This is a genomic window from Streptomyces sp. CA189, assembly GCF_056428985.1.
Genome location: NZ_JBWJVM010000085.1, coordinates 13,905 through 36,296 on the forward strand (window position 1 = coordinate 13,905; position 22,392 = coordinate 36,296).

Annotated in this window: 16 protein-coding genes and 4 pseudogenes; 10 read left to right on the top strand and 10 right to left on the bottom strand. The window is 70.2% G+C overall.

From position 1 onward, the window contains the following. Positions 1-20 precede the first annotated feature (20 nt). Positions 21-4,190 carry a glycosyl hydrolase family 8 gene (locus tag AC061S_RS37605; protein WP_478690367.1) on the bottom strand — a complete coding sequence of 1,390 codons (4,170 nt, stop codon included), beginning with the start codon at positions 4,188-4,190 and terminating at the stop codon, positions 21-23. 277 nt (positions 4,191-4,467) lie between these two features. On the opposite strand from AC061S_RS37605, the pseudogene AC061S_RS37610 reads away from it, so the two are divergent. The 6 genes and pseudogenes from AC061S_RS37610 to AC061S_RS37635 all read left to right on the top strand — a co-directional run bounded on the left by AC061S_RS37610 (position 4,468) and on the right by AC061S_RS37635 (position 10,652). Further along, positions 4,468-5,934: pseudogene (locus tag AC061S_RS37610) on the top strand (CehA/McbA family metallohydrolase). 90 nt (positions 5,935-6,024) lie between these two features. Beyond that, entirely contained in the window at positions 6,025-6,864 is an 840-nt protein-coding gene (locus AC061S_RS37615; protein ID WP_478690368.1) for a HipA family kinase, read from the top strand. After that, on the top strand, positions 6,861-7,244 hold the full coding sequence (locus AC061S_RS37620; protein ID WP_478690369.1) for a DUF3037 domain-containing protein: 384 nt from the start codon (positions 6,861-6,863) through the stop codon (positions 7,242-7,244). The genes AC061S_RS37615 and AC061S_RS37620 overlap by 4 nt, the downstream gene beginning before the upstream one ends. Before the next feature lie 129 nt (positions 7,245-7,373). Continuing rightward, on the top strand, positions 7,374-8,135 hold the full coding sequence (gene fabG, locus AC061S_RS37625) for a 3-oxoacyl-ACP reductase FabG (RefSeq protein WP_266876359.1): 762 nt from the start codon (positions 7,374-7,376) through the stop codon (positions 8,133-8,135). Positions 8,136-8,154: 19 nt separating this feature from the next. Next, positions 8,155-8,916, top strand: coding sequence for an SDR family oxidoreductase (locus AC061S_RS37630; protein WP_478690370.1), 762 nt, complete (start codon positions 8,155-8,157; stop codon positions 8,914-8,916). A 152-nt stretch (positions 8,917-9,068) separates the two neighbouring features. Beyond that, the gene (locus tag AC061S_RS37635; protein WP_478690371.1) at positions 9,069-10,652 is read left to right on the top strand and encodes an ABC transporter substrate-binding protein; all 1,584 of its coding nucleotides are present in this window, start codon (positions 9,069-9,071) and stop codon (positions 10,650-10,652) included. Between the two features lie 82 nt (positions 10,653-10,734). On the opposite strand, the gene AC061S_RS37640 is transcribed toward AC061S_RS37635, so the two are convergent. Further along, positions 10,735-11,955, bottom strand: coding sequence for an IS110 family RNA-guided transposase (locus AC061S_RS37640; RefSeq protein WP_478690372.1), 1,221 nt, complete (start codon positions 11,953-11,955; stop codon positions 10,735-10,737). A gap of 341 nt (positions 11,956-12,296) precedes the next feature. On the opposite strand from AC061S_RS37640, the gene AC061S_RS37645 reads away from it, so the two are divergent. Both AC061S_RS37645 and AC061S_RS37650 read left to right on the top strand, forming a co-directional pair. Beyond that, positions 12,297-12,977 (top strand): uracil-DNA glycosylase, encoded by a 681-nt coding sequence (locus AC061S_RS37645; RefSeq protein WP_478690373.1) that lies wholly within the window; start codon positions 12,297-12,299, stop codon positions 12,975-12,977. A gap of 93 nt (positions 12,978-13,070) precedes the next feature. After that, positions 13,071-13,571, top strand: a complete 501-nt coding sequence (locus tag AC061S_RS37650; protein ID WP_478690374.1) for a hypothetical protein — start codon at positions 13,071-13,073, stop codon at positions 13,569-13,571. A gap of 30 nt (positions 13,572-13,601) precedes the next feature. On the opposite strand, the gene AC061S_RS37655 is transcribed toward AC061S_RS37650, so the two are convergent. Continuing rightward, positions 13,602-14,189, bottom strand: a complete 588-nt coding sequence (locus tag AC061S_RS37655) for a hypothetical protein (protein WP_478690375.1) — start codon at positions 14,187-14,189, stop codon at positions 13,602-13,604. Between the two features lie 72 nt (positions 14,190-14,261). Beyond that, complete coding sequence (locus tag AC061S_RS37660) at positions 14,262-14,786, bottom strand: DinB family protein (RefSeq protein WP_478690376.1); 525 nt, start codon at positions 14,784-14,786, stop codon at positions 14,262-14,264. Between the two features lie 82 nt (positions 14,787-14,868). Here AC061S_RS37660 and AC061S_RS37665 point away from each other — a divergent pair, with 82 nt between their 5' ends. Then, on the top strand, positions 14,869-15,774 hold the full coding sequence (locus tag AC061S_RS37665; protein WP_478690377.1) for a Gfo/Idh/MocA family protein: 906 nt from the start codon (positions 14,869-14,871) through the stop codon (positions 15,772-15,774). Between the two features lie 55 nt (positions 15,775-15,829). Here the strand turns inward: AC061S_RS37665 and lnt are convergent, their stop codons facing one another. The 4 genes and pseudogenes from lnt to AC061S_RS37685 all read right to left on the bottom strand — a co-directional run. Next, complete coding sequence (gene lnt, locus AC061S_RS37670; protein ID WP_478690378.1) at positions 15,830-17,401, bottom strand: apolipoprotein N-acyltransferase; 1,572 nt, start codon at positions 17,399-17,401, stop codon at positions 15,830-15,832. A gap of 49 nt (positions 17,402-17,450) precedes the next feature. After that, on the bottom strand, positions 17,451-17,930 hold the full coding sequence (locus AC061S_RS37675) for a nuclear transport factor 2 family protein (protein ID WP_478690379.1): 480 nt from the start codon (positions 17,928-17,930) through the stop codon (positions 17,451-17,453). A 69-nt stretch (positions 17,931-17,999) separates the two neighbouring features. Next, positions 18,000-18,176, bottom strand: a complete 177-nt coding sequence (locus AC061S_RS37680; protein WP_243339660.1) for a hypothetical protein — start codon at positions 18,174-18,176, stop codon at positions 18,000-18,002. Between the two features lie 133 nt (positions 18,177-18,309). Further along, positions 18,310-18,441: pseudogene (locus tag AC061S_RS37685) on the bottom strand (undecaprenyl-diphosphatase); the annotation flags it as partial. A gap of 612 nt (positions 18,442-19,053) precedes the next feature. On the opposite strand from AC061S_RS37685, the gene AC061S_RS37690 reads away from it, so the two are divergent. After that, positions 19,054-20,196 carry a Fic family protein gene (locus AC061S_RS37690; RefSeq protein WP_478690380.1) on the top strand — a complete coding sequence of 381 codons (1,143 nt, stop codon included), beginning with the start codon at positions 19,054-19,056 and terminating at the stop codon, positions 20,194-20,196. 199 nt (positions 20,197-20,395) lie between these two features. Here the strand turns inward: AC061S_RS37690 and AC061S_RS37695 are convergent. Both AC061S_RS37695 and AC061S_RS37700 read right to left on the bottom strand, forming a co-directional pair. After that, a pseudogene (locus tag AC061S_RS37695) lies at positions 20,396-20,653 on the bottom strand (ATP-binding protein); the annotation flags it as partial. A 108-nt stretch (positions 20,654-20,761) separates the two neighbouring features. Continuing rightward, positions 20,762-22,270, bottom strand: a pseudogene (locus AC061S_RS37700) (reverse transcriptase/maturase family protein); the annotation flags it as partial. Positions 22,271-22,392 lie beyond the last annotated feature (122 nt).

The following is a 22,392-nucleotide window of genomic DNA, read 5'->3' on the forward strand; positions in this document are numbered from 1 at the left end:
GACTCCCTTCCTTTCCCGGGTTACGGGACCCAGTGGTTGCCGGAGGCCGTGATCATGACCTGGAGCTGGATGCTCGCCGAGAAGTAGCTGCTGGTGTCGATGGGGGTGGCCAGCATCTTGTTCCAGAGGGCGTCCAGCCACGCCTGGCTGCCCGGGTCGGTCATGGCCGCCAGCGTGAACGGGGCGAAGTACGCCGCCTCGCTGCCCGCCGAGATCTGCGTGCCGTCGAGCTTGTAACCGATGGCGATCTTGTTCGGGTCGCCGCCCGTCTTGGCCTTGATCCAGCTGTTGAGCTTCCGCGCCGACGCGAGGGACTTGGCGTCTCCGCTGGTCACCGCGTCGTCCGCGATGCGCCACGGGGTCCGGCAGGCGTTCCACCAATAGGCGCCGTCGTTCGGGTCCTCCAGGACCTGGCCCGGGGCGGGCTTGGGGGTGGTGTTGGTGTTGACGACGAAGTCGGGCAGCAGCCCGGTGTTCGGCGCGTACGCCGCCTGCAGGGTGGTGATCTGGTTCTGGTGCGCGGTGCGGATGGTGTCCCAGGCCGCGTCGCCGGTAGCCGTCCGGAAGGCCCGGAAGTGGTCCACCATCCAGTCCGAGGTGCGGGAGATGTAGTAGTACTGGTCGCCCGAGCTGCTCCAGTCGCCCAGTTTCAGCAGGTTGGTGGTGGGGTTGAGCTCGTCCTTCTTGATCGCGTTGATGTGCTTGATCGCGAGGGCCTTGTAGTCGTACGTGCCCGTGCTGCCCCACTGCTTGTCGGCGAGCAGCAGCCCGTAGGCCACGTCCATGTCGCCGTCGGTCGCGCCGTCACCGCCGTTGACGCTCCGGCAGGCGGTGTCCTGCTCGGCGGCCAGCAGGTCCGGGTTGATCACCGAGGGGTGGTCGATCTTCCACTTGGTCAGACCGTCGAAGATCTTCTTCGCGTCCGGGTCGGCGCCCGCCATGGTCGCGGCGATGACCATGCCGTACCCCTGGGCCTCGGCGACGTACGGGTGGTCCGCGTCGGGGGAGATGACCTGGTACCAGCCGTTGCCGCAGTTCTGCCGGACGAACGCGGACTTCCAGTTGGTGTAGTAGTCGACGGTCTTCTGGTCGAGGGTGCCCTGCGTGCCGGACGGCTTCAGCGTTCCGGCGGCGTAGGGCCGGGTGTGACTGCCGAACGGGACGGCGGGACCGGTGCCGCCGGCGGGGGCGGTGGAGACGCTGAGCGTGCCGCTCGCCGCGGAGGCGTTGCCGGCCGCGTCGCGGGCCTTGACGGTGTACGCGTAGGCGGTGGCGGCCGTGAGGCCCGTGTCCGTGTACGCGGTCCCGGTGGCGCTCCCGACGAGCGAGCCGCCGCGGTAGACGTCGTAGCCGGTGACGCCGACGTTGTCGGTGGCCGCGTTCCAGGCGAGGGAGACGCTGTTCGCGGTGGTGGCCGTCGAGCGCAGGCTCGCCGGGGCGGTCGGCGGGGTGATGTCACTGCCGCCGGAGACGGGGTTGCCGTAGACCTCGAACTCGAAGAGGGAGTAGCCGTAGGCGGTTCCCCGGGCCGTTCCGTACACGCGGACGTAGCGGCCGGTACCGGTGAGGGCCAGGTCGTCGGTAGCGCCGTTTCCGGTGCTGGTCGAGTAGACGTCGGTCCAGGCCGAGCCGTCCGCCGAGGTCTGGATCTTGTACGTCTTCCCGTACGCGGCCTCCCAGTTGAGCTTCACCCGGCTGATGGTGTGGGCCGCGCCGAGGTCGATGCGGATCCACTGCGGGTCCACCCCCTCCACGCTGGCCCAGCGCGACGTGGCGCTGCCGTCCACGGCCTTCCCGGCCTCGAAGCCGGCTGCCTCGACCGAGGACGCGGTCGCCGGCCTGCCCTGCGAGACCAGGACGGGGGTGGGGGCGCCGCCACCGGCCTGAGTGGTGACGCTGACGGCGTTGCTCGCCGTGGAGGCGTTGCCGGCGGCGTCCCGTGCCCTGACGGTGTAGCCGTAGGCGGTGGAGGCCGTGAGGCCGGTGTCGGTGTACGAGGTGGCCGTGGCGGTGCCGACCAGGGCGCCGCCGCGGTAGACGTCGTAGGTGGTGACGCCGACGTCGTCGGTGGCCGCGTTCCAGGCGAGGGAGACGCTGTTCGCGGTGGTGGCCGTCGGGCGCAGGCTCGCCGGGGCGGTCGGCGCGGAGGTGTCGCCCGGGTTGGGCGGCGTGCCGGTGGACTTCAGGAAGAGCGAGCCGGAGGCGTCCGTCTTCGAGGCGTTCACACCGGCGTTCGGCGACTGGGAGTAGTCGATCCCCTCCTTGCCGGCCCAGTCGGCGATCGGCGATCCGCCCTCCGCCAGGTGCTGGTACTTCGACGGGTCGGCCGCCGAACTGCCCACCTGGTACAGGCGCTGCCGGTCCGGATAGTAGGGCTGGAAGGCGCCGCCCGCGGCGGTCTGCTTGCCGAGGTCGTTGCCGTAGAAGACGTTCTGCGGGCCGCTGGCTCCGGACCACTTCACGGCCTTGTCGCCGGCGCCCCACCAGATCGGCCACCAGGTGGAGTCGTCGGGCGCGCCGCCGCCCTCCTCGCCGCAGTTGGCGCGGCAGTTCTTCGAGGAGTTCTCGAAGGGGACGGCGGCCCTGTTGTTCTCGAAGAGGTTCCGGCGCTCCCAGCCGCCGTGCAGGTTCAGGTCGCTGTCGAGGTCGTTGCCGATGGCGACGTTGTCCGAGGCGGACCACTGGAAGGTGAAGTGACGCAGATTGCGGCTGGTGTTGTACGCGTACAGGGAGTCCCAGACGCGGGATCCGCGGAAGTAGCCGTTGCCGCCCTTGCCCTTGTTCCAGGAGCCGTCGAACCGCGACTCCTGGACCTGTATGTTCTTGGCGCTCTCGGTGACGACCGCGTGGGAGCCGGTCATCGACGTCCCGACGCGCCGGATCCAGCTGTTGGCGGCCCACTTGAGGACGATGCCGTGCTGGGCGTACTCCGGGGCCATGTTGCCGAAGTTGGCCTTGGCCTCGGCGGGATCGAGGTTGTAGGTGCCGCCCCCGAGCTTCGGCATGCCCGTCATTTCCTGGGTGATGCCGAGGTCCTCGATGCCGACGCCCTGCACGACCTTGAGCGGGGTGACCCGGCTCGGGTAGACGGTGCCCCCGATCGGGGCCGATCCGTCGGAGGTGGAGTTCAGGGGCAGGTCGTACTCGAGGGGCTTGTCGAGGGTCAGGTTCTTGCCGGTGGCGTCCACCGAGGCGATCTGGAACATCTGCTGGCGCATGTGGAGGTTCGCGTACGTGGAGGCGTCCGTGACCGTCTGCTGCTCGTAGAACTTGGCGGTGTTGGCCGCTCCGACCCACAGGTGGCCGCCCACCGTGAAGCGGGACATGTCCGCGTTGGCGGCGAGCTTGATCCCGGTGGAGCCGATCGCGGAACCCTCCCGCAGCGGGATTCCGCTCGCCCAGTGCTGGTTCACACTGCCCTCGAAGAGGTCCTTGCGGTGGGCGGGCGCCGAGGCGTGGTCGCTCGCGTACTTCGACGACACCTCGCGGGTCTGCACGCGCAGCAGGCCGCGACCGGGCCAGGTCCAGCCGCCCTTGCCCGCGCCGTGCACCGCACCGTCCTCGTCCCAGTCGCTGCCGTCGGGGGTGAGGGTGTCGTACCGGGTGTTCACATCGGGGCGGAAGGCCAGGGTGGTCTGCCCCAGGCCCGCGCCGCGCAGCACCATGTAGTCCGCGTCCAGGGAGAGTTGGCGGGTCACCAGGATCCTGCCCGCGGGCAGCGTGATCGAGGACAGCTTGGTGTAGCTGGCCGAGGGTGTGCACGTGGTGCGGATGGCGTCGATCGCCTGCTGGAGGCCGGTCGTCGCGTCGGTCCCGTCGGCGCGCACCCCGTACTGCGAGGCGAGTTCGGCGGCGGTGATCCGGCAGGCGGCGTCGGGGTTCTCGTCGGCCGCGCCGGGCAGGGCCGCGCCGCCCCGGTAGCCGGCCTTGCTCCAGTCCGGCAGGCCGGGTACGGGGGCGCGGCGGTTGGCGCTGGTCAGGTCGGGGATGACGGCGGCGGCGCCGAAGGCCGCCGCGGCCCCGCTGGTGGCGGCGCCTTCGGAGGCTGTCGCGGCCGTCGCGGTCGGGGTGCTGAGGCCGGTGAGCCCCGCCACGGCGGAGGCGAGGGCGGCGAGACCCGCCAGCGGACGGTGCCAGCGGGGAGGGCGGCGGTCTCTGTGCGCGGAACGTTGCTGATGTGCCTGTGACATCGGGCGTCCTCGGGTGAGTGCTGCGCGAGTGGGGGGAGCGGCCGATTCAGAGTGTCGGCCAATGGTTAGGAATAGTTCCTAACCATTGGCCGGGAGAGTAGAAACGGAACAGGGTGTCGCGCAAGACCCTGGGCGCGATCCATCAGTGCGATTCACATCCACGTATGTGGCTGAAGGCCCGTGTGCGGGTGGCGGGTTGGGGGTGGGGCGTGCACGTCCGGCCCCGGTCGGAGCGGAGTTCACGCCGGATTCACCTTGACCGGAGACGCTCGGCACCATGGCCCTCAGTAGACGAGCACTGCTGGCACAGGCAACCGCGGCGGCCACCGTCGCCACCGTCCCCTCCGTTGCGACCGCGGAGCCGACCACCAGGACGACGACTCTGCGCGGCACGATCCCGCCCGGCGCCCCGGACTTCGTGTATCTCCCCGTGGAAGTCCCACCGGGCATACGCGAGTTGCGCGTCTCCTACCGCTAGGACAAGCCGCCCACCCCGCCCGGCACCCCGGGCAACGCCCTCGACATCGGCCTGTTCGACCAGCGCGGCACCGCGCTCGGGGGTCGCGGCTTCCGCGGCTGGTCCGGCGGCGCCCGCAGCGAGTTCTTCCTCCGCGCCGACGAGGCCACCCCCGGCTACCTGCCCGGCCCGCTGGAGCCCGGCCGCTGGCACATCGCCCTCGGCCCCTACACCGTGGCCCCCCAGGGCCTGCCCTACGAGATCGCCGTCGCCCTCGCCTACGGCGAACCGGCGGCCCCCGTCCCCGCGGCCTACCCGCCCGAGCGGGTCCCCGGCCGCGGCCGCGCCTGGTACCGCGGGGACTGCCACGTGCACTCCGTGCACTCCGACGGCCGCCGCACCCCGACCGAGATCGCCGGCCTCGCCCGTGCCGCGGGCCTGGACTTCGTCAACACCTCGGAACACAACACCCATAGCTCCCACACCGCCTGGGCGGGCGCCGCCGACCAGGGCCTGCTCGTGCTCACCGGGGAGGAGGTCACCACCCGCACCGGCCACGTCCTCGCCGTCGGTACCGACCCGGGTACGTTCATCGACTGGCGCTACCGCTCCCGTGACGGCCGCTTCGAGCGCTTCGCCCGCGCCGTCCGGCAGGCCGGCGGACTCGTCATACCCGCTCACCCGCACGCCACCTGCATCGGTTGCGCCTGGAAGTTCGGCTTCGGCGAAGCCGACGCCGTGGAAGTGTGGAACGGGGCCTGGACCCCCGACGACGAGGTCTCCCTGGCCTCCTGGGACGCCACTCTGCGCGGCGCCCACGGCGACCGCTGGCTTCCGGCCCTGGCGCACAGCGACTACCACCGTGACCCGGACCGCATGGGCGGACCCCAGACCGTGGTCCTGGCCGACGACCTGTCGCGCACGGCGATCCTGGCGGGCCTGCGCGCCGGCCGCGCCTACGCCGCGGAATCCTCCGCGGTCTCCCTCGACTTCACCGCTGTCGGCCCGCGCGGAGCCCATGCCGGGATCGGGGAGCGGCTGCGCGTCGCGGACCCGGCCACGGAGGTCCTCGTACGCCTGTCGGTGACGGGGGCGGAGGGCTGTGACCTGCGGCTGGTCACGGACCAGGGGCCGGCCTTCACGGCGCCGGGGGCGACCTCCCTGGAGTGGCGCACGACGCCCGCGCGGTCCGCGTACGTCCGGGCGGAGGTCCGCCACCCGGCCCAGGCGCCACCGCTGCCCGGCGCACCCGCCGCCTTCACCAATCCGATCTGGCTGGACTCCTGACCGAGGCTCGCAGCTTGCCGCGGGGGCTCTGCGCGGAGCGGCCGGGAAAACCGTAGATCGTCAACCGTGATCGCCGGATAGCCTGGGAAAATGCTCACAGAAGTGATCGCGACCCGTTACGTCACGCCTTTGCGGGAGGGCGGCTCGCTGCCGGGGATCGTCGAGGCCGACGACCTGGGTACCTATGTAATGAAGTTCACCGGCGCCGGCCAGGGCCGCAAGACCCTGGTCGCCGAGGTGATCTGCGGCCGGCTGGCCCAGCGGCTGGGGCTGCGCGTCCCCACGCTGGTGCAGATGCAGCTCGACCCGGTCATCGGGCTCGGCGAGCCCGACCAGGAGGTGCAGGAGCTGCTCAAGGCCAGCGGCGGGCTGAACCTCGGGATGGACTACCTCCCCGGCTCGCTCGGCTTCGACCCCCTCGCGTACCAGGTGGACCCCGTGGAGGCGGGGCGCGTGGTCTGGTTCGACGCCCTGATCAACAACGTCGACCGGTCCTGGCGCAATCCGAACATGCTGGTCTGGCACGGTGACCTCTGGCTCATCGACCACGGCGCCACCATGATCTGGCACCACAACTGGCCCACCGCCGAGAGCGCCGCCGCCAAGCCGTACAACGCCTCCGACCACGTACTGGCCCCGGTCGGCCCGGACGTCGCGGCGGCGGCGGCCGCGCTCGCGCCGCTGGTCACCGAGGAGCTGCTCACCGAGGTCGCGGCCGACGTGCCCGACGAGTGGCTGGTCGACGAACCGGGCTTCGACTCCACCGACGCGCTGCGCCGCGCCTACGTGGAGGCCCTGCTGCCGCGTGCGGCCACGATCCACGAGAGGATCACGATGGAGGCCGAGGCGAAGGTCCGGTCGGGTCCGCCCGGCTGGCTCGCCGACCGCCTCGACCCCCGTCCCCGGAAGATGAAGAGCGACAGCGAGTGATCAAGCGGGACGTGTTCGAGTACGCGCTGGTGCGTGTGGTGCCCCGCATGGAGCGCGGCGAGTGTTTCAACGCCGGCGTGATCGTCTACTGCCGGGCGCATTCCTACGTCAGCGCGCGCACGCACCTCGACGAGGCCAAGCTCCTCGCCCTGGACCCGGAGGCCGACGTGGCCGGGGTACGGGCCGCCCTGCGCGGGGTCGAGGGCGTGTGCGCGGGCGGAGAGTCCGCCGGTCAGGCGGCGGGTGACGATGCGGGGCGCCGGTTCCGGTGGCTGATCGCGCCGCGCAGCACGGTGGTGCAGCCGGGGCCCGTCCACACGGGACTGACGGCCGACCCCGCCGCCGAGGTGGAGCGGCTGCTGGATCTGCTGGTCCGGTAGTCCGCCGGCGGGGCTGGATCTGCTCCCCGTTGACACGGAGTGCCAGGGCTCCTAGCGTCTCCTCAGCGGAAGCTACTAAGCGGTTGCTCACCTCTGGGGGGCCGCTTTCCGAGGGCGAGGAGATCCAGCATGTCCACCACCGAGCAGCGCGTCGCGATCGTGACCGGGGCGGCCCGGGGCATCGGCGCGGCCACCGCCGTACGCCTGGCCGCCGAGGGCCGGGCGGTCGCCGTACTCGACCTGGACGAGGCGGCCTGCAAGGACACCGTGGAGACGATCACGGCGGCCGGCGGCACGGCCGTCGCGATCGGCTGCGACGTCTCCGACAGTGCGCAGGTGGAGGCGGCCGTCGAGCGGGTGGCGAGCCTGCTCGGCGCCCCGACCATCCTGGTCAACAATGCGGGTGTGCTGCGGGACAACCTGCTCTTCAAGATGAGTGACACCGACTGGGACACCGTCATGAACGTGCACCTGCGCGGTGCGTTCCTGATGTCGAAGGCCTGTCAGAAGCACATGGTGGCAGCCAAGTTCGGCCGGATCGTGAGCCTTTCCAGCAGCTCAGCGCTCGGCAACCGCGGCCAGGCCAACTACTCGGCGGCCAAGGCCGGCCTGCAGGGCTTCACCAAGACCCTGGCCATCGAGCTCGGCAAGTTCGGCATCACCGCGAACGCCGTCGCCCCCGGTTTCATCGTCACCGAGATGACCGCCCACACGGCCGCCCGGGTCGGCATGGACTTCGAGGACTTCCAGGCCGCGGCCGCCACCCAGATCCCGGTGCAGCGCGTCGGGCGCCCGGACGACGTGGCCAACGCCATCGCCTTCTTCACCGGCGAGGCCGCCGGCTTCGTCTCCGGCCAGGTCATGTACGTGGCCGGCGGCCCGCTCAGCTGACGAGAGGCAGGCGCACGACATGACGTACGACGGAACGGACAGCGGCAGGGTCGCGCTGATCACCGGGGCGAGCCGCGGCATCGGCTACGGCATCGCCGAGGCCCTGGTGGCGCGCGGCGACCGGCTCTGCATCACCGGACGGAACGAGGAGGCCCTCAAGGAGGCCGTCGAGCGGCTCGGCGCGGACCGGGTGATCGCGGTCGCGGGCAAGGCGCACGACGAGGCCCACCAGGCCGTCGCCGTGGAACGCACGATGGAGGCCTTCGGCCGCGTCGACTTCCTGATCAACAACGCGGGGACCAATCCGGTCTTCGGGCCAATCGCGGACCTGGACCTCGGGGTCGCCCGCAAGGTCTTCGAGACCAACGTGATCTCGGCGCTCGGCTTCGCCCAGCGCACCTGGCACGCCTGGCAGAAGGAGAACGGCGGGGCGATCGTCAACATCGCCTCGATCGCCGGAGTCTCCGCCTCGCCCTTCATCGGTGCGTACGGGATGAGCAAGGCCGCCATGGTCAACCTGACCCTCCAGCTCGCCCACGAGATGGCCCCGGGGGTCCGGGTCAACGCGATCGCGCCCGCGGTCGTGAAGACCCGGTTCGCTCAGGCGCTCTACGAGGGCCGGGAGCAGGAGGCGGCGGCGGCCTATCCGCTGGGGCGGCTCGGGCTGCCGGAGGACATCGGAGGGGCCGCCGCGTTTCTCACATCTGCACAAGCGGAATGGATCACGGGACAAACTCTCGTGGTTGACGGGGGAATGTTCCTCAATGCCGGAGTGCACTGACCGATAATCGGACGCATTTGCCTCTCAAGGGGAGGCAAATGCGTACCGAATGGGCACGTAATCGGTCAAGTGCCGCACGAAACCTACCCATTGGTTTTGTGAGGCTCTGCGGTAGGGTCTGCCGCACCCCTGGCTGATCGAGGAGCGTGCACGTGTTCAACCGGACCAGATGCCTGCAGATCACTGCGGCCCTTGCGTCCATATCCCTGCTCTCCGGATGCGGCCTGTTCTCGGACGACGGCGGCAATGGAGAAGAGCGGATTGTCGTCGGAACGACGAGCGCACCCACGACCCTCGATCCGGCCGCGGCCTGGGACGGCTCCTGGGAGCTCTACCGGAACGTCTACCAGACCCTGCTGGCGTTCCCCACGGGTGCCACCAAGCCCCAGCCGGACGCCGCCCAGAGCTGCGAGTTCACCGACTCCGGCAACGAGTCGTACCGCTGCACCGTGCGCAAGGGCCTGAAGTTCTCCGACGGTGAGCCGCTCGACGCCAAGGCCGTCAAGCACTCCCTGGACCGGATCGTGGCCATCAATGCCCCGTCCGGCCCCAAGGCCCTCTTCGGCAGCCTGGACAAGATCGAGACGCCGGACTCGCACACGGTGGTCTTCCACCTGAACACCCCGGACGCCACCTTCCCCTTCGTGCTCGGCTCCCCGGCCGCCTCGCTGGTCTCGCCGAAGCAGTACCCGGCGGACAAGCTGCGCGAGGGCGACAAGGTCACCGGCTCCGGCCCGTACACCCTGGAGTCGTACAAGGAGGCCGGCGAGGCGGTCCTGAACCGCAGCGGGAGCTACAACGGCTTCGCCAACCGCCGCAACGGCGGGGTCACCATCCGCTACTTCGCGGACTCCAAGAAGATGATCGCGGCCCTCAAGGGCAAGGAGATCGACGCGACCTACCGCGGCCTCTCCGCCGACGAGGTCAAGGACCTCCAGGCCCCCGCGTCGGCGGACGCCGGCGTCCAGGTCGTCGAGAACGTCGGCTCGGAGATCCGCTACCTGATCTTCAACCCGAAGGACCCGCAGGTCGCCAAGGTCCAGGTGCGCCAGGCGATCGCGCAGATCGTCGACCGCGGGGCCCTCGTCTCGAAGGTCTACCAGGGCACCGCCGAGCCGCTCTACTCGATGGTTCCCAAGGGGGTCGTCGGCCACAAGACGCCGTTCTACGACACCTACGGCCAGCCGGACGTGGCCAAGGCCAAGAAGACCCTCAAGGACGCCGGCATCCCCACGCCGGTGGACCTGACCTTCTGGTACACCACCGACCGCTACGGCGCCTCCACCGCGGACGAGTTCACCGAGCTCAAGCGCCAGCTCGACGAGAGCGGGCTCTTCAGGATCACCCTGCGCGGGCAGCCCTGGAAGGCCTTCCAGGAGGGCTACAAGAAGGGCGAGTACCCGGTCTTCGGCCGCGGCTGGTTCCCCGACTTCCCGGACCCGGACAACTTCATCGCGCCGTTCGTCGGCAAGGAGAACGCGGTCGGCACCCCGTACGAGGCCAACGAGATCCTGAGCGTGATCCTGCCCAAGTCCCGCCGCGAGAGCGACCGGTCGGCCGGCATCCACGAGTTCGAGAAGGCCCAGCAGATCTTCGCCGACGACGTCCGGCTGCTGCCCCTGTGGCAGGGCAAGCTGTACGTCGCCGCCCGCGACGACATCGCCGGCGCGGAGCGGGCGCTCGACCCGCAGACCGTCATGCAGGTGTGGGAGCTGTACCGCAAGACCAGCTGGTAGCAGGCCCGTACGCCGCCCCGCCCGTCCGCACCGCCCACCCGGGCGGGGCGGGCGGGCGCCGCGTTGATGCTCCTATTGGTGGTCAAGCGGTCTGGAGCCAGTCGCGGTAGGCGTGGGTGAGGTCGTCGAGGCGGCGGATCCCGCGTTCGACGTCGGAGATTCTGCTCGGCCAGACGCCGAGGTGTCGTGCGGCAGCGCTCAGGGTGATGTTCTTGGACTGCCGCAGGGGACGCAGGTCCGCGATCTCCGGAGCGGTGACCGTGGTGGTCAGGCAGCGGAAGATCTCGCGGGCGATGGCTCGTTTCAGAAGCCGGATGATTTCCTTCTTCGTCCGTCCGGCGGCGGTTTGACGTGCGGCGTACTCGCGCGTCCTGGCGTCGCCGGCCATGCGGACCAGGGCGATGCGGTAGAGGGCGGCGTTGGCTGCCCTGTCCCCTCCGCGGGAAAGGCGGTGGCGGTTGGTTCTCCCGCTGGAGGCGGGGACCGGCGCGGCTCCGCAGAGGGCGGCGAACGAGGCCTCGGTCCGCATGCGCTCGGGGTTGCCGCCTGCTGTGATCAGTAGTTGGGCGGCGGTGTCGGGTCCGACTCCGTAGGTGGCTCGCAGGCCGGGGTTGTCGGCAGTGACCGCGGTGTCGATGTCTTTGGTGAGGGCCTGGTGTTCGGCGGTCAGCTCCTTCACGCGCCGGGCCAGGGCCTTGAGTGCGGTCAGGACCGCGACGTGGACTGCGTCTCCGGTCGGCCGAATCCGGGCCAGGGCATCGGCACGGTCCGTTGAATTCAGCGGTCCGTACTTGCTGCGGATGGTTTCGGGAGCGGAGATGAGGATGCTGCCGATCTGGTTGAGTGCGGCAGTGCGGGCTTTCACCGCGGAGCGGGCGGCGTTCTGCAGGGCGCGTATGCCGGTGACGGTGTCGTTCTTGGGCGCGCTGGAGGCCCGTCCGGACAGAGCGGCGCGGGCCGCGGCGTATGCGTCGATGGGGTCGGACTTGCCGATCCGGCGGCGTTCGGCCCGGTCAGGCCGGTTGACCTCGATGACTCGGTGCCCGGCCGCGTAGGCGGCGCGAGTGAAGCCGGCTCCGTAGGAGGAGGTGCCTTCCACGCCGATAGCCATCACGTCGCCGTGAGCGTCGATGAACGCCAGTGCGGCGGCGTAACCGGCGGGTGTGGTGGTGAACTCGGCGTCGGCGAGGTGGCCGCCGTTGTCGCTGATGACGGCGATGTGGAGGGTGTCGGTATGGGAGTCGACGCCGGCGAACACGTTCTGGGCGGTGCCTGCGATGTCTTCCGCGGCCGCTGCTGCCATGCTGGTGAACGCCTTCCTGAACTGGAGGTGGCGTCGGCCGGGTGGCTCAGACAGGACATTGAAGGGGCTTCTGACCAAGCTCCTATCAGGTCATGATCCGCCCGGCCGGAGCCTTGGGAACCAGCTCCGGCGGTCGGGCAGAACAACACGAAGACAGCCCAGCAGGGCGTCAGTCAGTGGCTGGGCCACGACCGCCGGAAGCCGCTTACGAGTATCAATGTCAGTGGCCCCCGGTAAGTTCTTGTCCGCCGCGCGAAGCAGTTGCGCGGGCGGGCCTGCGTGCAAACCGCGCAGACGCGCAGACGCGAAGTCTCGAACAACGTGTACCGGAGGTTGTCGCCGTGACCCAGAAGCTGCCCGAGTCCTGGCTCCCCGTCCTCGGCGGGGAGCTGGAGCAGCCCTACTTCAAAGAACTCACCGAGTTCGTCGAGAAGGAGCGGGCGAACGGGCCGGTCTACCCGCCCCGCGAGCAGGTCTTCGCGGCCCTGGAAGCCACGGCCTTCGACCAGGTGAAGGTCCTGGTCCTCGGCCAGGACCCGTACCACGGCGCGGGCCAGGGCCACGGACTGTGCTTCTCCGTGCAGCCCGGCGTGAAGACCCCGCCCTCGCTGCGCAACATCTACAAGGAGATGCACGCCGAGCTGGGCACCCCCGTCCCGGACAACGGCTACCTGATGCCGTGGGCCGAGCAGGGCGTCCTGCTGCTCAACGCCGTGCTCACCGTCCGCGAGGCCGAGCCCAACTCGCACAAGGGCAAGGGCTGGGAGAAGTTCACCGACGCGGTGATCCGCGCGGTGGCCGAGCGCCCCGACCCGGCCGTCTTCGTCCTCTGGGGGGCGTACGCGCAGAAGAAGCTCCCGCTGATCGACGAGGAGCGGCACGCGGTCGTCAAGGGCGCCCACCCCTCCCCGCTGTCGGCCAAGAAGTTCTTCGGCTCCCGGCCCTTCACCCAGATCAACGAGGCCGTCGCCGCCCAGGGCCATGCGCCGATCGACTGGCGGATCCCGGACCTGGGCCGATGACCGACCGCGCCTAGGCGGCATTGCAGGTGCCTCCGGCTAGCGTCTTGATGATCAGACCGGAGCAGGTCTGACGGGAACAAGCCGGAGGCCGCGTTGACGGAGCAGCAGGAGGCGTCCGAGGACGCCGTCATGACCAGGATCGGCCAAGCTGCCATCCTGCTGCACGCCGGCGACCGCGAGGAGGCCCGCAACCGGCTCGGCGAGATCTGGTCCGAGATCGGCACGGAGGGCGACTCCCTGCACCGCTGCACGCTCGCGCACTACCTCGCCGACGCGCAGGACGACCCCGCCGAGGAGCTGGCCTGGGACCTGCGGGCCCTGGCCGCCGCGCACGCCGACTCCGACGGTCCCGGTCCGCCCTCGGCCGTGCGGGTCTTCTACCCGTCGCTGCACCTGAGCCTGGCCGCCGACTACGTGAAGCTACGGCGCCCCGAGGCGGCCCGGATCCACCTGGCGCGGGCCCGCGCCGCCACCGGGGCCCTGGGTGACGACGGGTACGCGAACGGCGTACGGGCCGCCATCGCCCGACTGGAGCGGCGGCTCGCGGCGGAAGCGGGGGAGGGGCCCCGACCGTTCCCGGAGCAGAACCAGTAGCCGGAGCGGGGTCCGGGAAGGGCCGGGCCGTCAGCCGCCCTGGACGCCCGCGCAGATCCGGGCCTCCGGGCTGTCCGGGTGCCAGCGCCCGTGCCGGCGGCCCAGCGCGCACACGTCGGCAGGCCGCACCGGCAGCTCCCGCACCAGTTCGCGCGGCACCTCGCCGCCCTCGGCCCGGGGCCGGCCGGGGTGCGGCCCGCCCGGACGCCCGTCGGCGTGGTCCCGGTGCCCGCCGGGCTGCCGCGGCTCCGGGATGTCCGGGACCGGCGCGGCCGCCGCCGGCCCTCCGCGGGATCCAGGCCGGCCGTCCCGCGCCGCCTCCGCGGCGGGCACCGCGGCCCGCGGGACGGCGGCCCGGCCGGAAGTGGAGGGGGCCGGCCCGGCCGGCCGTCCCGGCACTGCCTCCACGGCCTCCAGCGCCTCCAGGACGGGTGCCCTGACGACCACCGGCGCGGCCCCCGGCCCGCCGCGGGGCTCGTGCCGGGGCGGCGCCCCCGAGGTGCCGGGGGCGGCCGCGGGCTGCAGGGAGGCCGGGGTCACGTTCACGCAGCCGGAGACGGCCGAGACCGCACAGGCGACGCCGAGCAGCAGCTTTGTCGTGGTTCGGGTTGGATGCACTCACACAACTCTGCTGTGCGAGGACCCCGTTGCGAAAACCCGGAGCCGATATTCACCCCGCACGGGTGACGGCTACTCGCCCGTGGCGCCGTCTATGTGCTCCCGCAGCAGGTCCGCGTGGCCGTTGTGGCGCGCGTACTCCTCGATCATGTGGGTGTAGACCCAGCGCAGGCTGAACACCTCGCCCCGGCGGTGGCTCTCGGGCTTCGAGGCGAGGTCCAGGGAATGGCCGGCCGCGGCCTGCCGGGCCAGCTCGATCTCGGTCTGCCACACCTGCTCGGCCTCGGCCCAGGTGTCCTCGTCGGCGAAGTGGAAGTCCCCGTCCGGGTTCTCGCGGGTGCTGTACAGCTCGGGCAGCTCCTCGTCCAGCATGATCTCCCGGAACCAGTACCGCTCCACCTCGGCCATGTGCCGCACCAGCCCCAGCAGGCTCAGCCCGGACGGCAGCAGCGGGGTGGAGCGCAACTGCGCGTCGGACAGCCCCTCGCACTTCCAGGCCAGGGTGGAGCGGTGGTAGTCGAGCCAGCCGTCGAGCATCTCGCGCTCGTCGGCCGTGGTGGAAGGTTCGGAACGGTGGGATCCATCACTGATCGTCATGGGTTCCATCCTGGTCGAACACGGGGGTGGTCACCACCGATTAGGCTGCGTACTCCCACAAGGAACAAACCTGGAGGTCCCGGTGAAGGTCGGCTGCATCGGACTCGGCGATATCGCGCAGAAGGCGTACCTGCCCGTCCTGACCACCCGCCCGGGGCTCGAACTGCACCTGCAGACCCGGACCCCGGCCACCCTCGAACGGATCGGCGCGCACCACCGCGTCCCGGCCGAACGCCTGCACACCGACCTCGACTCGCTGCTCGCGCAGAAGCTCGACGCGGCCTTCGTGCACGCCCCGACCGCCGTCCACCCCGAGATCGTGGAACGGCTGCTGGAAGCGGGCGTGCCCACGTACGTCGACAAGCCGATCGCCTACGAGCTCGCGGAATCGCGGCGCCTGGTCGAACTGGCCGAAGAGCGCGGGGTCTCCCTCGCCGTGGGCTTCAACCGCCGCCACGCGCCCGGCTACGCGCAGTGCGCCGACCACGCGCGCGACCTGATCGTCATGCAGAAGAACCGGGTCGGGCTGCCCGAGGACGTACGGACCTTCGTCCTGGACGACTTCATCCACGTCGTCGACACGCTGCGCTTCCTGCTGCCCGGCGAGGCCGACCAGGTCGACGTACGGGCCGTGGTGCGGGACGGCCTGATGAGCCAGGTGGTGCTCCAGCTGTCGGGCAAGGGCTTCACCGCGCTCGGCATCATGAACCGGCTCTCCGGTTCCACGGAGGAGGTGCTGGAGGTCTCCGGGCAGGACACCAAGCGCCAGGTCGTCAACCTCGCGGAGATCATCGACCACAAGGGCCAGCCCACGGTCCGGCGGCGCGGGGACTGGGTGTCGGTGGCCCGCCAGCGCGGTATCGAGCAGGTCGTCGACGCCTTCCTGGAGGCCGTCGCCACGGGCACGACCCTCAGCGCGCGCGACGCGCTGCTGACCCACGAACTGTGCGAGCGGGTGGTGCGCTCGGCTCTGGAGCAGGCGTCCTGACCGGCCGCGTTCCGGGCGGCCGCCCGGGCTCCTGTCCGGGCTGCTACCCGGGCTGCTACCCGGGCGGCGTCCGGGGGGTCCCGAGGGGCGCCCGGGCGGGCCTGCGGAGCCGCACGGAGCGGGCGCCCGCGGCCGCGCAGTAGACGGCCAGAGCGGCCAGCGCGGCGCCCACGGGCCAGTCCCCGAAGCGGACGTACGGGGTCGTGCCGCGCGCCAGCGGGACCTCGTAGACCCGCGCCGTGCTCGCCGAGGTGGACAGCGCCGGCCCGATCCGCTCGCCGGACGGGCCGCGCACCTCGCTGATGCCGGTGAGGGTGGCGTGGACCACGGGACGGCCGGTCTCGGCGGCGCGCAGCGCCGACAGCGAGGCGTGCTGGGCGGGCGCCCAGCTGTCCTGGAAGGTGGACGTGGCCGACTGGTCGACCAGCAGGGCCGCCCCCTCGCGGGCGAGGTGGCGGCTCATGTCCGGGAACGCCGACTCGAAGCAGACCAGCGGGCCGACCCGGACGTCGGCCCGGCCGGGCAGGTCCATCAGCACCGGCGCGCTGCCCGGGACGCGGTTCTCGTGCGCCGCCTTGCCGACCGAGGTGGCCCAGCCCAGCAGCGCGCGGGCCGGGACGTACTCGCCGAACGGCACCAGCCGCATCTTGTCGTACTGGTCACCGGTCGGGCCACCGGGACCGACGAGCACCGCCGATTTGCGGATCCCGGGCCGGTCGACGGCCCGCGCGTCCACGTTGACCAGCAGTGGAGCCCCCACCCGGGCCGACACGGCGGCGAGCCGCCGGGCCAGGTCCGGGCGGGCCGCCAGGTCCTCGCCGACACTGCTCTCCCCCCACACCACGAGGTCCGGGCGCTGTCCGGCCAGGGTCCCGGTCAGTCGCTCCCCGACGGCGAACCGCCGCTCCGCACTGTCCGGGGAGTCCGGGAGCAGGCCCGGCTGTACGAGGGCCACCCGCAGTGAGCCCGCCGGCTCCGGGCGGGGCGCCCACAGCCACACCACCCCCGTCAGCACCGCGCAGCCCGTCACCCCGGCCAGCGCCGGCAGCCGCGCCCCCGGCGCGGTGATCAGCAGCACCAGCGCGCAGTTCACCGCCACGACCAGCAGGCCGACCAGCCAGACCCCGCCCGCCGAAGCCAGCCGCAGCGCGGGCGCCACCTGCCACTGACTGGCGCCGAGCAGCCCCCACGGCCCGCCCAGCCCCTGCCAGGACCGGGCCAGCTCCGACAGCAGCCAGCCCGCCGGTACGAGGACCAGCGCGGCCGACGCCCGGCCCCCGCCGGGCCTCCCGCCGAGGAACTCCCGTACCAGCAGCGCCCAGGGAATCCAGAGCAGGCCCACGAGGGCCGCCACGGCGAAGAGGAACACGTGCAGGCTGGGCAGCAGCCAGTGGTGGACGGCGAAGACGAAGCCGGCGCCGCCGAGCCAGCCCTCCAGGGCCGCGCGCCGGCCGGTGGGGGCCGACCTCAGCAGCAGGATCCAGGGCACGAGGGCGACGTAGGCGAACCACCACAGCGCGGGGGCGGGGAAGGCGAGGCAGGGCAGGGCTCCCGCCGTGAACGCCGCCACCGCACGCCACCGCGGGACCCGCTTCGAGACTGCCGGGACCGTCGGGACCATCAGCATGACGTAGGGCCTCCGCTTCCAGTGTGGAACAGCCCTGCCGGTCGAACCATCAGAACGACATGTGCCGCCACTTCTCGTGGACGGTGACCCGCGAGAGCCGCCAGCCGGACCGGGCGGTACGGGCGACGGCGAAGGTGTAGCGGCCCGCCGCGACGAAGTTGGGCGCGGTCACGGGGGCCTGCCCGTCGTCGGGCTCTTCCCCGGCCAGCCGCATGGGATTGAGGAAGTCCGCGCGGACCTCCGCGGTGTCACCGGGGGAGCCGCCCAGGTCCGCGATCCGGATCAGCCGGTTGACGATGAGGTGCTGGCGCACCGGAAACAGCTTCATCGTCTCCGCGAGCCAGTCCGCGACCTCCCCGGCCGGGCCCTCGATCCCGCCGGCCGAGGCATAGTCGGCCCGCCCGCCCGGGGCGAACAGGGCTCGGTACGCGTCCCAGTCGCCGTCGTCCACGGCGATGGCGTACCCCGTGACCAGCTCGTCGATCGCCAGTCGGTCCATCACGCCCGCAAGGTCCACACGCTGCGTCATCGGGACAGTGTGCGGGCGCGGGGCGCGGAGGCCAAGGGGCGTGCGCGGCCCGGATGCCCCGGCACCGGATCAGTGACCGGAACGCGCCTCCCGGGGACGGACCACCACGAGGTACGCGTCGCTGGCCAGATCCATCACCACCTCGGCCGGCACGCCCTCGCGCATCCGCTGCGCCGCGTACTCCTCCGCCGGCCAACTCCCCCTCGGACTTCCGGCCGGAAACCGCTCCAGCACCACTCGACCCATGGGACACCCCCTGCTGCTCGCCTTCAGGTCTCTCCCAGCACAACGACGCGGAGGCCGCCCGGGAACGTTCCCGAGCGGCCTCCGGTTCATACGAAGCGGTGAGCGGCGCGTCGCTTTCCCGCAAGAACGGGGCCTAGCCGGCCGACTCGCCGGCGTGCGGGCTGAGGAAACCCGTGCCGATCAGGACGAACAGCAGGATGCCGAGCAGGACCCGGTAGATCACGAAGGGCATGAAGCTCTTGCTGGAGATGAACTTCATAAGCCAGTCCAAGTCGAGGTTCTGAGCGGCTCTGAACTGCTGTTTCCACCACTCATCAAGTTTGAATGGGAGAGCGGTGGGTGATGACACTTTCCAGTGCTCCCCCTCGCCGGCCACGAAGCGCAGCCACCTGGTTCGCAGCGAATCGGCAATCTCCTGCTCCATGGTCGGCGTGACTTGAGAGGGGAGACCCTCCACGCCGGCGACCGCGTGTTGTCGGCGACGGCTGAACGCGGACCCTCTGACGGCGTATCAAAAGTGACTCACTTGATGATCTTCATCTGACTCTGGCCTTGGTGATCAAGGTCAGGAGAGAAGGGTGATCCTTGTGGAGGACTGGGTAAAGATCCGCCGGTTGCATCGGGCCGAGCGGATGCCGATCCGGGCGATCGCCCGGCATCTGGGGATCTGACGGAACGCGGTCAAGCGGGCTCTGGCCACGGATCGGGTGCCGAAGTACGAGCGTGCGGCGAAGGGCTCGGCCATCGAGGTCTGCAGTCCTGGTAGCGGTGGTCGGTGGCTTGTGCGGCAGGCGGACCTGCCTTACGCTTCTGCAGGTTGGCGTGGTCATCGCTCCCGACTCTTACCAGAATGATAGGTAGCTGGTATCATTGAGTCATGCTGTATAAGACTCCCGTGCTCGACGCCGCAGACCTCAAGGTTCTGCACGAGGTGGACGGCCTGCGCGAGCGCCTGCGTGACGCGGTGCAGCAGGCGCCGATGAAGTGGACTCAAGATCTGCGTAAGGCGCTGACCGCGAGCGCGATCGCGGCGTCGAACACGATCGAGGGCTATCAGGTTGACGCGAAGGACGTCGCCGACCTGATGGACGGGGAGCGTGAGGTCGACGCCAGCGAGGAGAACAAGGCGGAGACCCTCGCCTACCAGCAGGCGATGACCTACATCCAGTCCCTCCACGACGTCACCGACTTCCGGTACAGCAAGGAACTCCTCAACGCGTTGCACTGGATGCTCCAGGGTCACCACCACCCGCTGCGCACCGCCGGGCAGTGGCGCAAGACCTCGATCCGGATCACCGCACCCGGGGACGAGCTCGCCACCGACTACGACGGACCCGACCAGGAGCTCGTACCCGGCCTTATGGCCGAGCTGGTGGACTGGCTCAACGACGGCGACATCGAAGCTCACGTCCTGATCCGGGCGGCGATGGCGCACTTGAACCTGGTGAAGATCCATCCGTGGTCCGACGGGAACGGCCGTATGTCCCGTTCCCTTCAGACCCTGCTGATTGCCCGCGGCGGCGTTCTCGCACCGGAGTTCTCCTCGATTGAGGAGTGGCTCGGGATGCCCGGCAACACCTGGGAGTACTACAAGGTGCTCCGGGAGGTCGGCGGGCCGGTGTACTCGCCCGAACGCGACACGCTGCCCTGGATCAAGTTCAACCTGCGGGCCTACCACGAGCAGGCTCAGCGGGTGCAGCATCGGGTCGACCGCTCGAACCAGGTCTGGATCGAGCTGATGGAGCACGCCGACGTCAACGGGATCAGCGAGCGGCAAGTGACTGCCCTCCACGAGGTCGCGATGGTGGGCCGGGTGCGCCGCTCGCGCTACGAGCGGCAGGAAGCGATCAACACCCAGCAGGCAACCCGGGACCTGCAGGCCCTCACGAAGGCCGACGTGCTCACCGCGATCGGGCAGACGAAGGGACGCCACTACGTGGCCGGCCCCCGCTTCCCGCAGGACGTCATGGCGACCTCCCGCCGACCGCACCGCATCATCAACCCCTATGCCACCGCATAGCGCCAAGGCAGCTGGACTCGGGCTGATCGAACTGCGGCGATGACGTCCACAAGGCGGCCCTGACACCACCCGGCAAACAACTGGCGCCGGTGGGCCGCGGGGCCGGGCCCTCCTGGCCATCTACTCCGCAGCACCCCGGAACGCGATCCCGCGTCTGGCCGGGGCTTCCCCGCCGGTGGTCCTGGCCCTGCCCGCGCCGTCACATCAGGCGGCCCGCCGGGTCCCCGCCGGGATCGTCGGCCAGCATGATCGCTGCCTTCACGCGCTTGCCCACCGGCTCGCGCCGTACCTCGAAGCTGCGGCACACCGCCATAACGATCTCCAGGCCATGCCGCCCGATCCGGTCCGGATCGGCAGGACAGGCCGCCGGCAGCGTCGGATCGGTGTCCCACACGCTGATCTCCACGGCACCGTCGCTGACCTCCAGATCCAGCAGACACGGCCCGGGCGCGTACTTGTGTACCGGTAGGCCGTCGGCGAGGTGCCCGCGTGTGCGGGTCCTTTTCCGACGACCCCCGGCCCGAACCGGACGTGCTCGCTTTCCAAGCATCCGGCTCTCCAGTGACTAATCCGTGAATGGTGCGGGTTGGTGCGCATGGATGGCCTCATGGCATGGCGGACAGACCACGAGCGTCTTGCGCCACTTGTCAACCATGAGTTGTTCCCATGCCGAGCGTGAACGTCCCGGCTTTGTAAGGTCAGTGACCTTCCGGACCTGGTGAACTTGCACTTCGGATCGTTCACCACAGCCTTCGCATCGTCCGGCTTGCAGGCGGTGGATCAGTTGCGTGCCTGTTATGCGGGTGATGGCCGGGACTCTCGGACGATCAGAGATGACCGCCGCCTTCTGTCGCTTCAGTGGAATCCCACCGAACCTTGAGACCAGTGGTTTCCTGCCCGGTCTTTCTACGTGGACCTCGAAGCATCTGCGCCGTCCGTGCGGTGTCTCGATGGTGGTCGCATACCTGCGGGCCATCTTCGTCACCGACGAACGATGCTTTGCCGCCAACGTCTGGAGCATTGACGTCAGCATGACCCAGCGCACCCGATCGAGTCGCCAGACATCGCCGGAGAGCAGGTAGTACTGGATGAGGCCCCGGTATTCAGCTCCGTAGGTGCCGACGATCTGGTGGTCGCCGAATGGCATCATTTGGAGTCTGGGCGCGGGTTTTCCGCGCCGCAGATACGGGGCCGATTTGGCCTTGATCACTTCCTGTGGGACCCGTAGACGGACCTTGCCGTTCGTGGCCCGCTTGATGTCCCGCGCGCCGGTGGTGACTTTGCGGTCGGCGTGCTGGATGGCGATCTCATAGCCGAGGAACTTTGCCGCACGGGTACGTGCGTGAGTGATAAGCGTCTTCTCCTCGGACAGTTCCAGCTTGAGATCTTCACGGAGGAACTGCGCGAGGCGTTGCTTGATCGCCTCGGCTTCTGCCTTGGGTCCGATGAACCCGAGCAGGTGGTCGTCCGCGTATCGCACGTAGCGGAGCCGCCGGTATTCGGGGTCCCGAGGGTCCCCGCTTGGCAGGTTCCGCAGCTGCTGGCGCAGCTTCCGCACTTCGACGGGGTCACCGTGTTTGCGCTGACGGATACGTTTGATTGCGTTGTCCACCTCGCGGTAGGCCGGGTTTCGCTGCCTGGCCTTGCCTCGGGTGTATGCCGGTAGGAGCTGCTGTTCGACGAACTTGTCCAGCCGGTCCAGGTAGATGTTGGACAGGATCGGGGAGGCCACGCCGCCTTGCGGTGCTCCGGAGAGCGTGGGCGACCAGTCCCAATCCTCCATGTATCCGGCTTGCAGCATGTTGCGCAGCAGCCTGAGGAACCTGTTGTCGTGAATCTTCTCGCCGATGATCCCGAGTAGAACATCGTGATCGAGCGATCCGAAACAATCGGAGATATCTCCTTCGATGAACCAGGTTGTCCCTGTCCAGTTGTAGACCACCTCGGACAGAGCCGTGTGGCATCCTCGGCGGGGACGGAAACCGTGAGAGCGGTCGGAGAATGTCGGTTCGTAGTACGCCTCCAACAGGAGGCGGACGACTTCCCCGACAAGCTTGTCCGACCAGGAAGGCATGGTGGCTTCATACTGCCCCTCCTGCTGTGAGTGTTCGGGTTGTGTGGTCGAATTTCGTGCTCTGGGCGGCGAGTTGGAGACAGATGGCCTCGTTGTCGCTGGTCCAGGGGATGCTGAGGCGG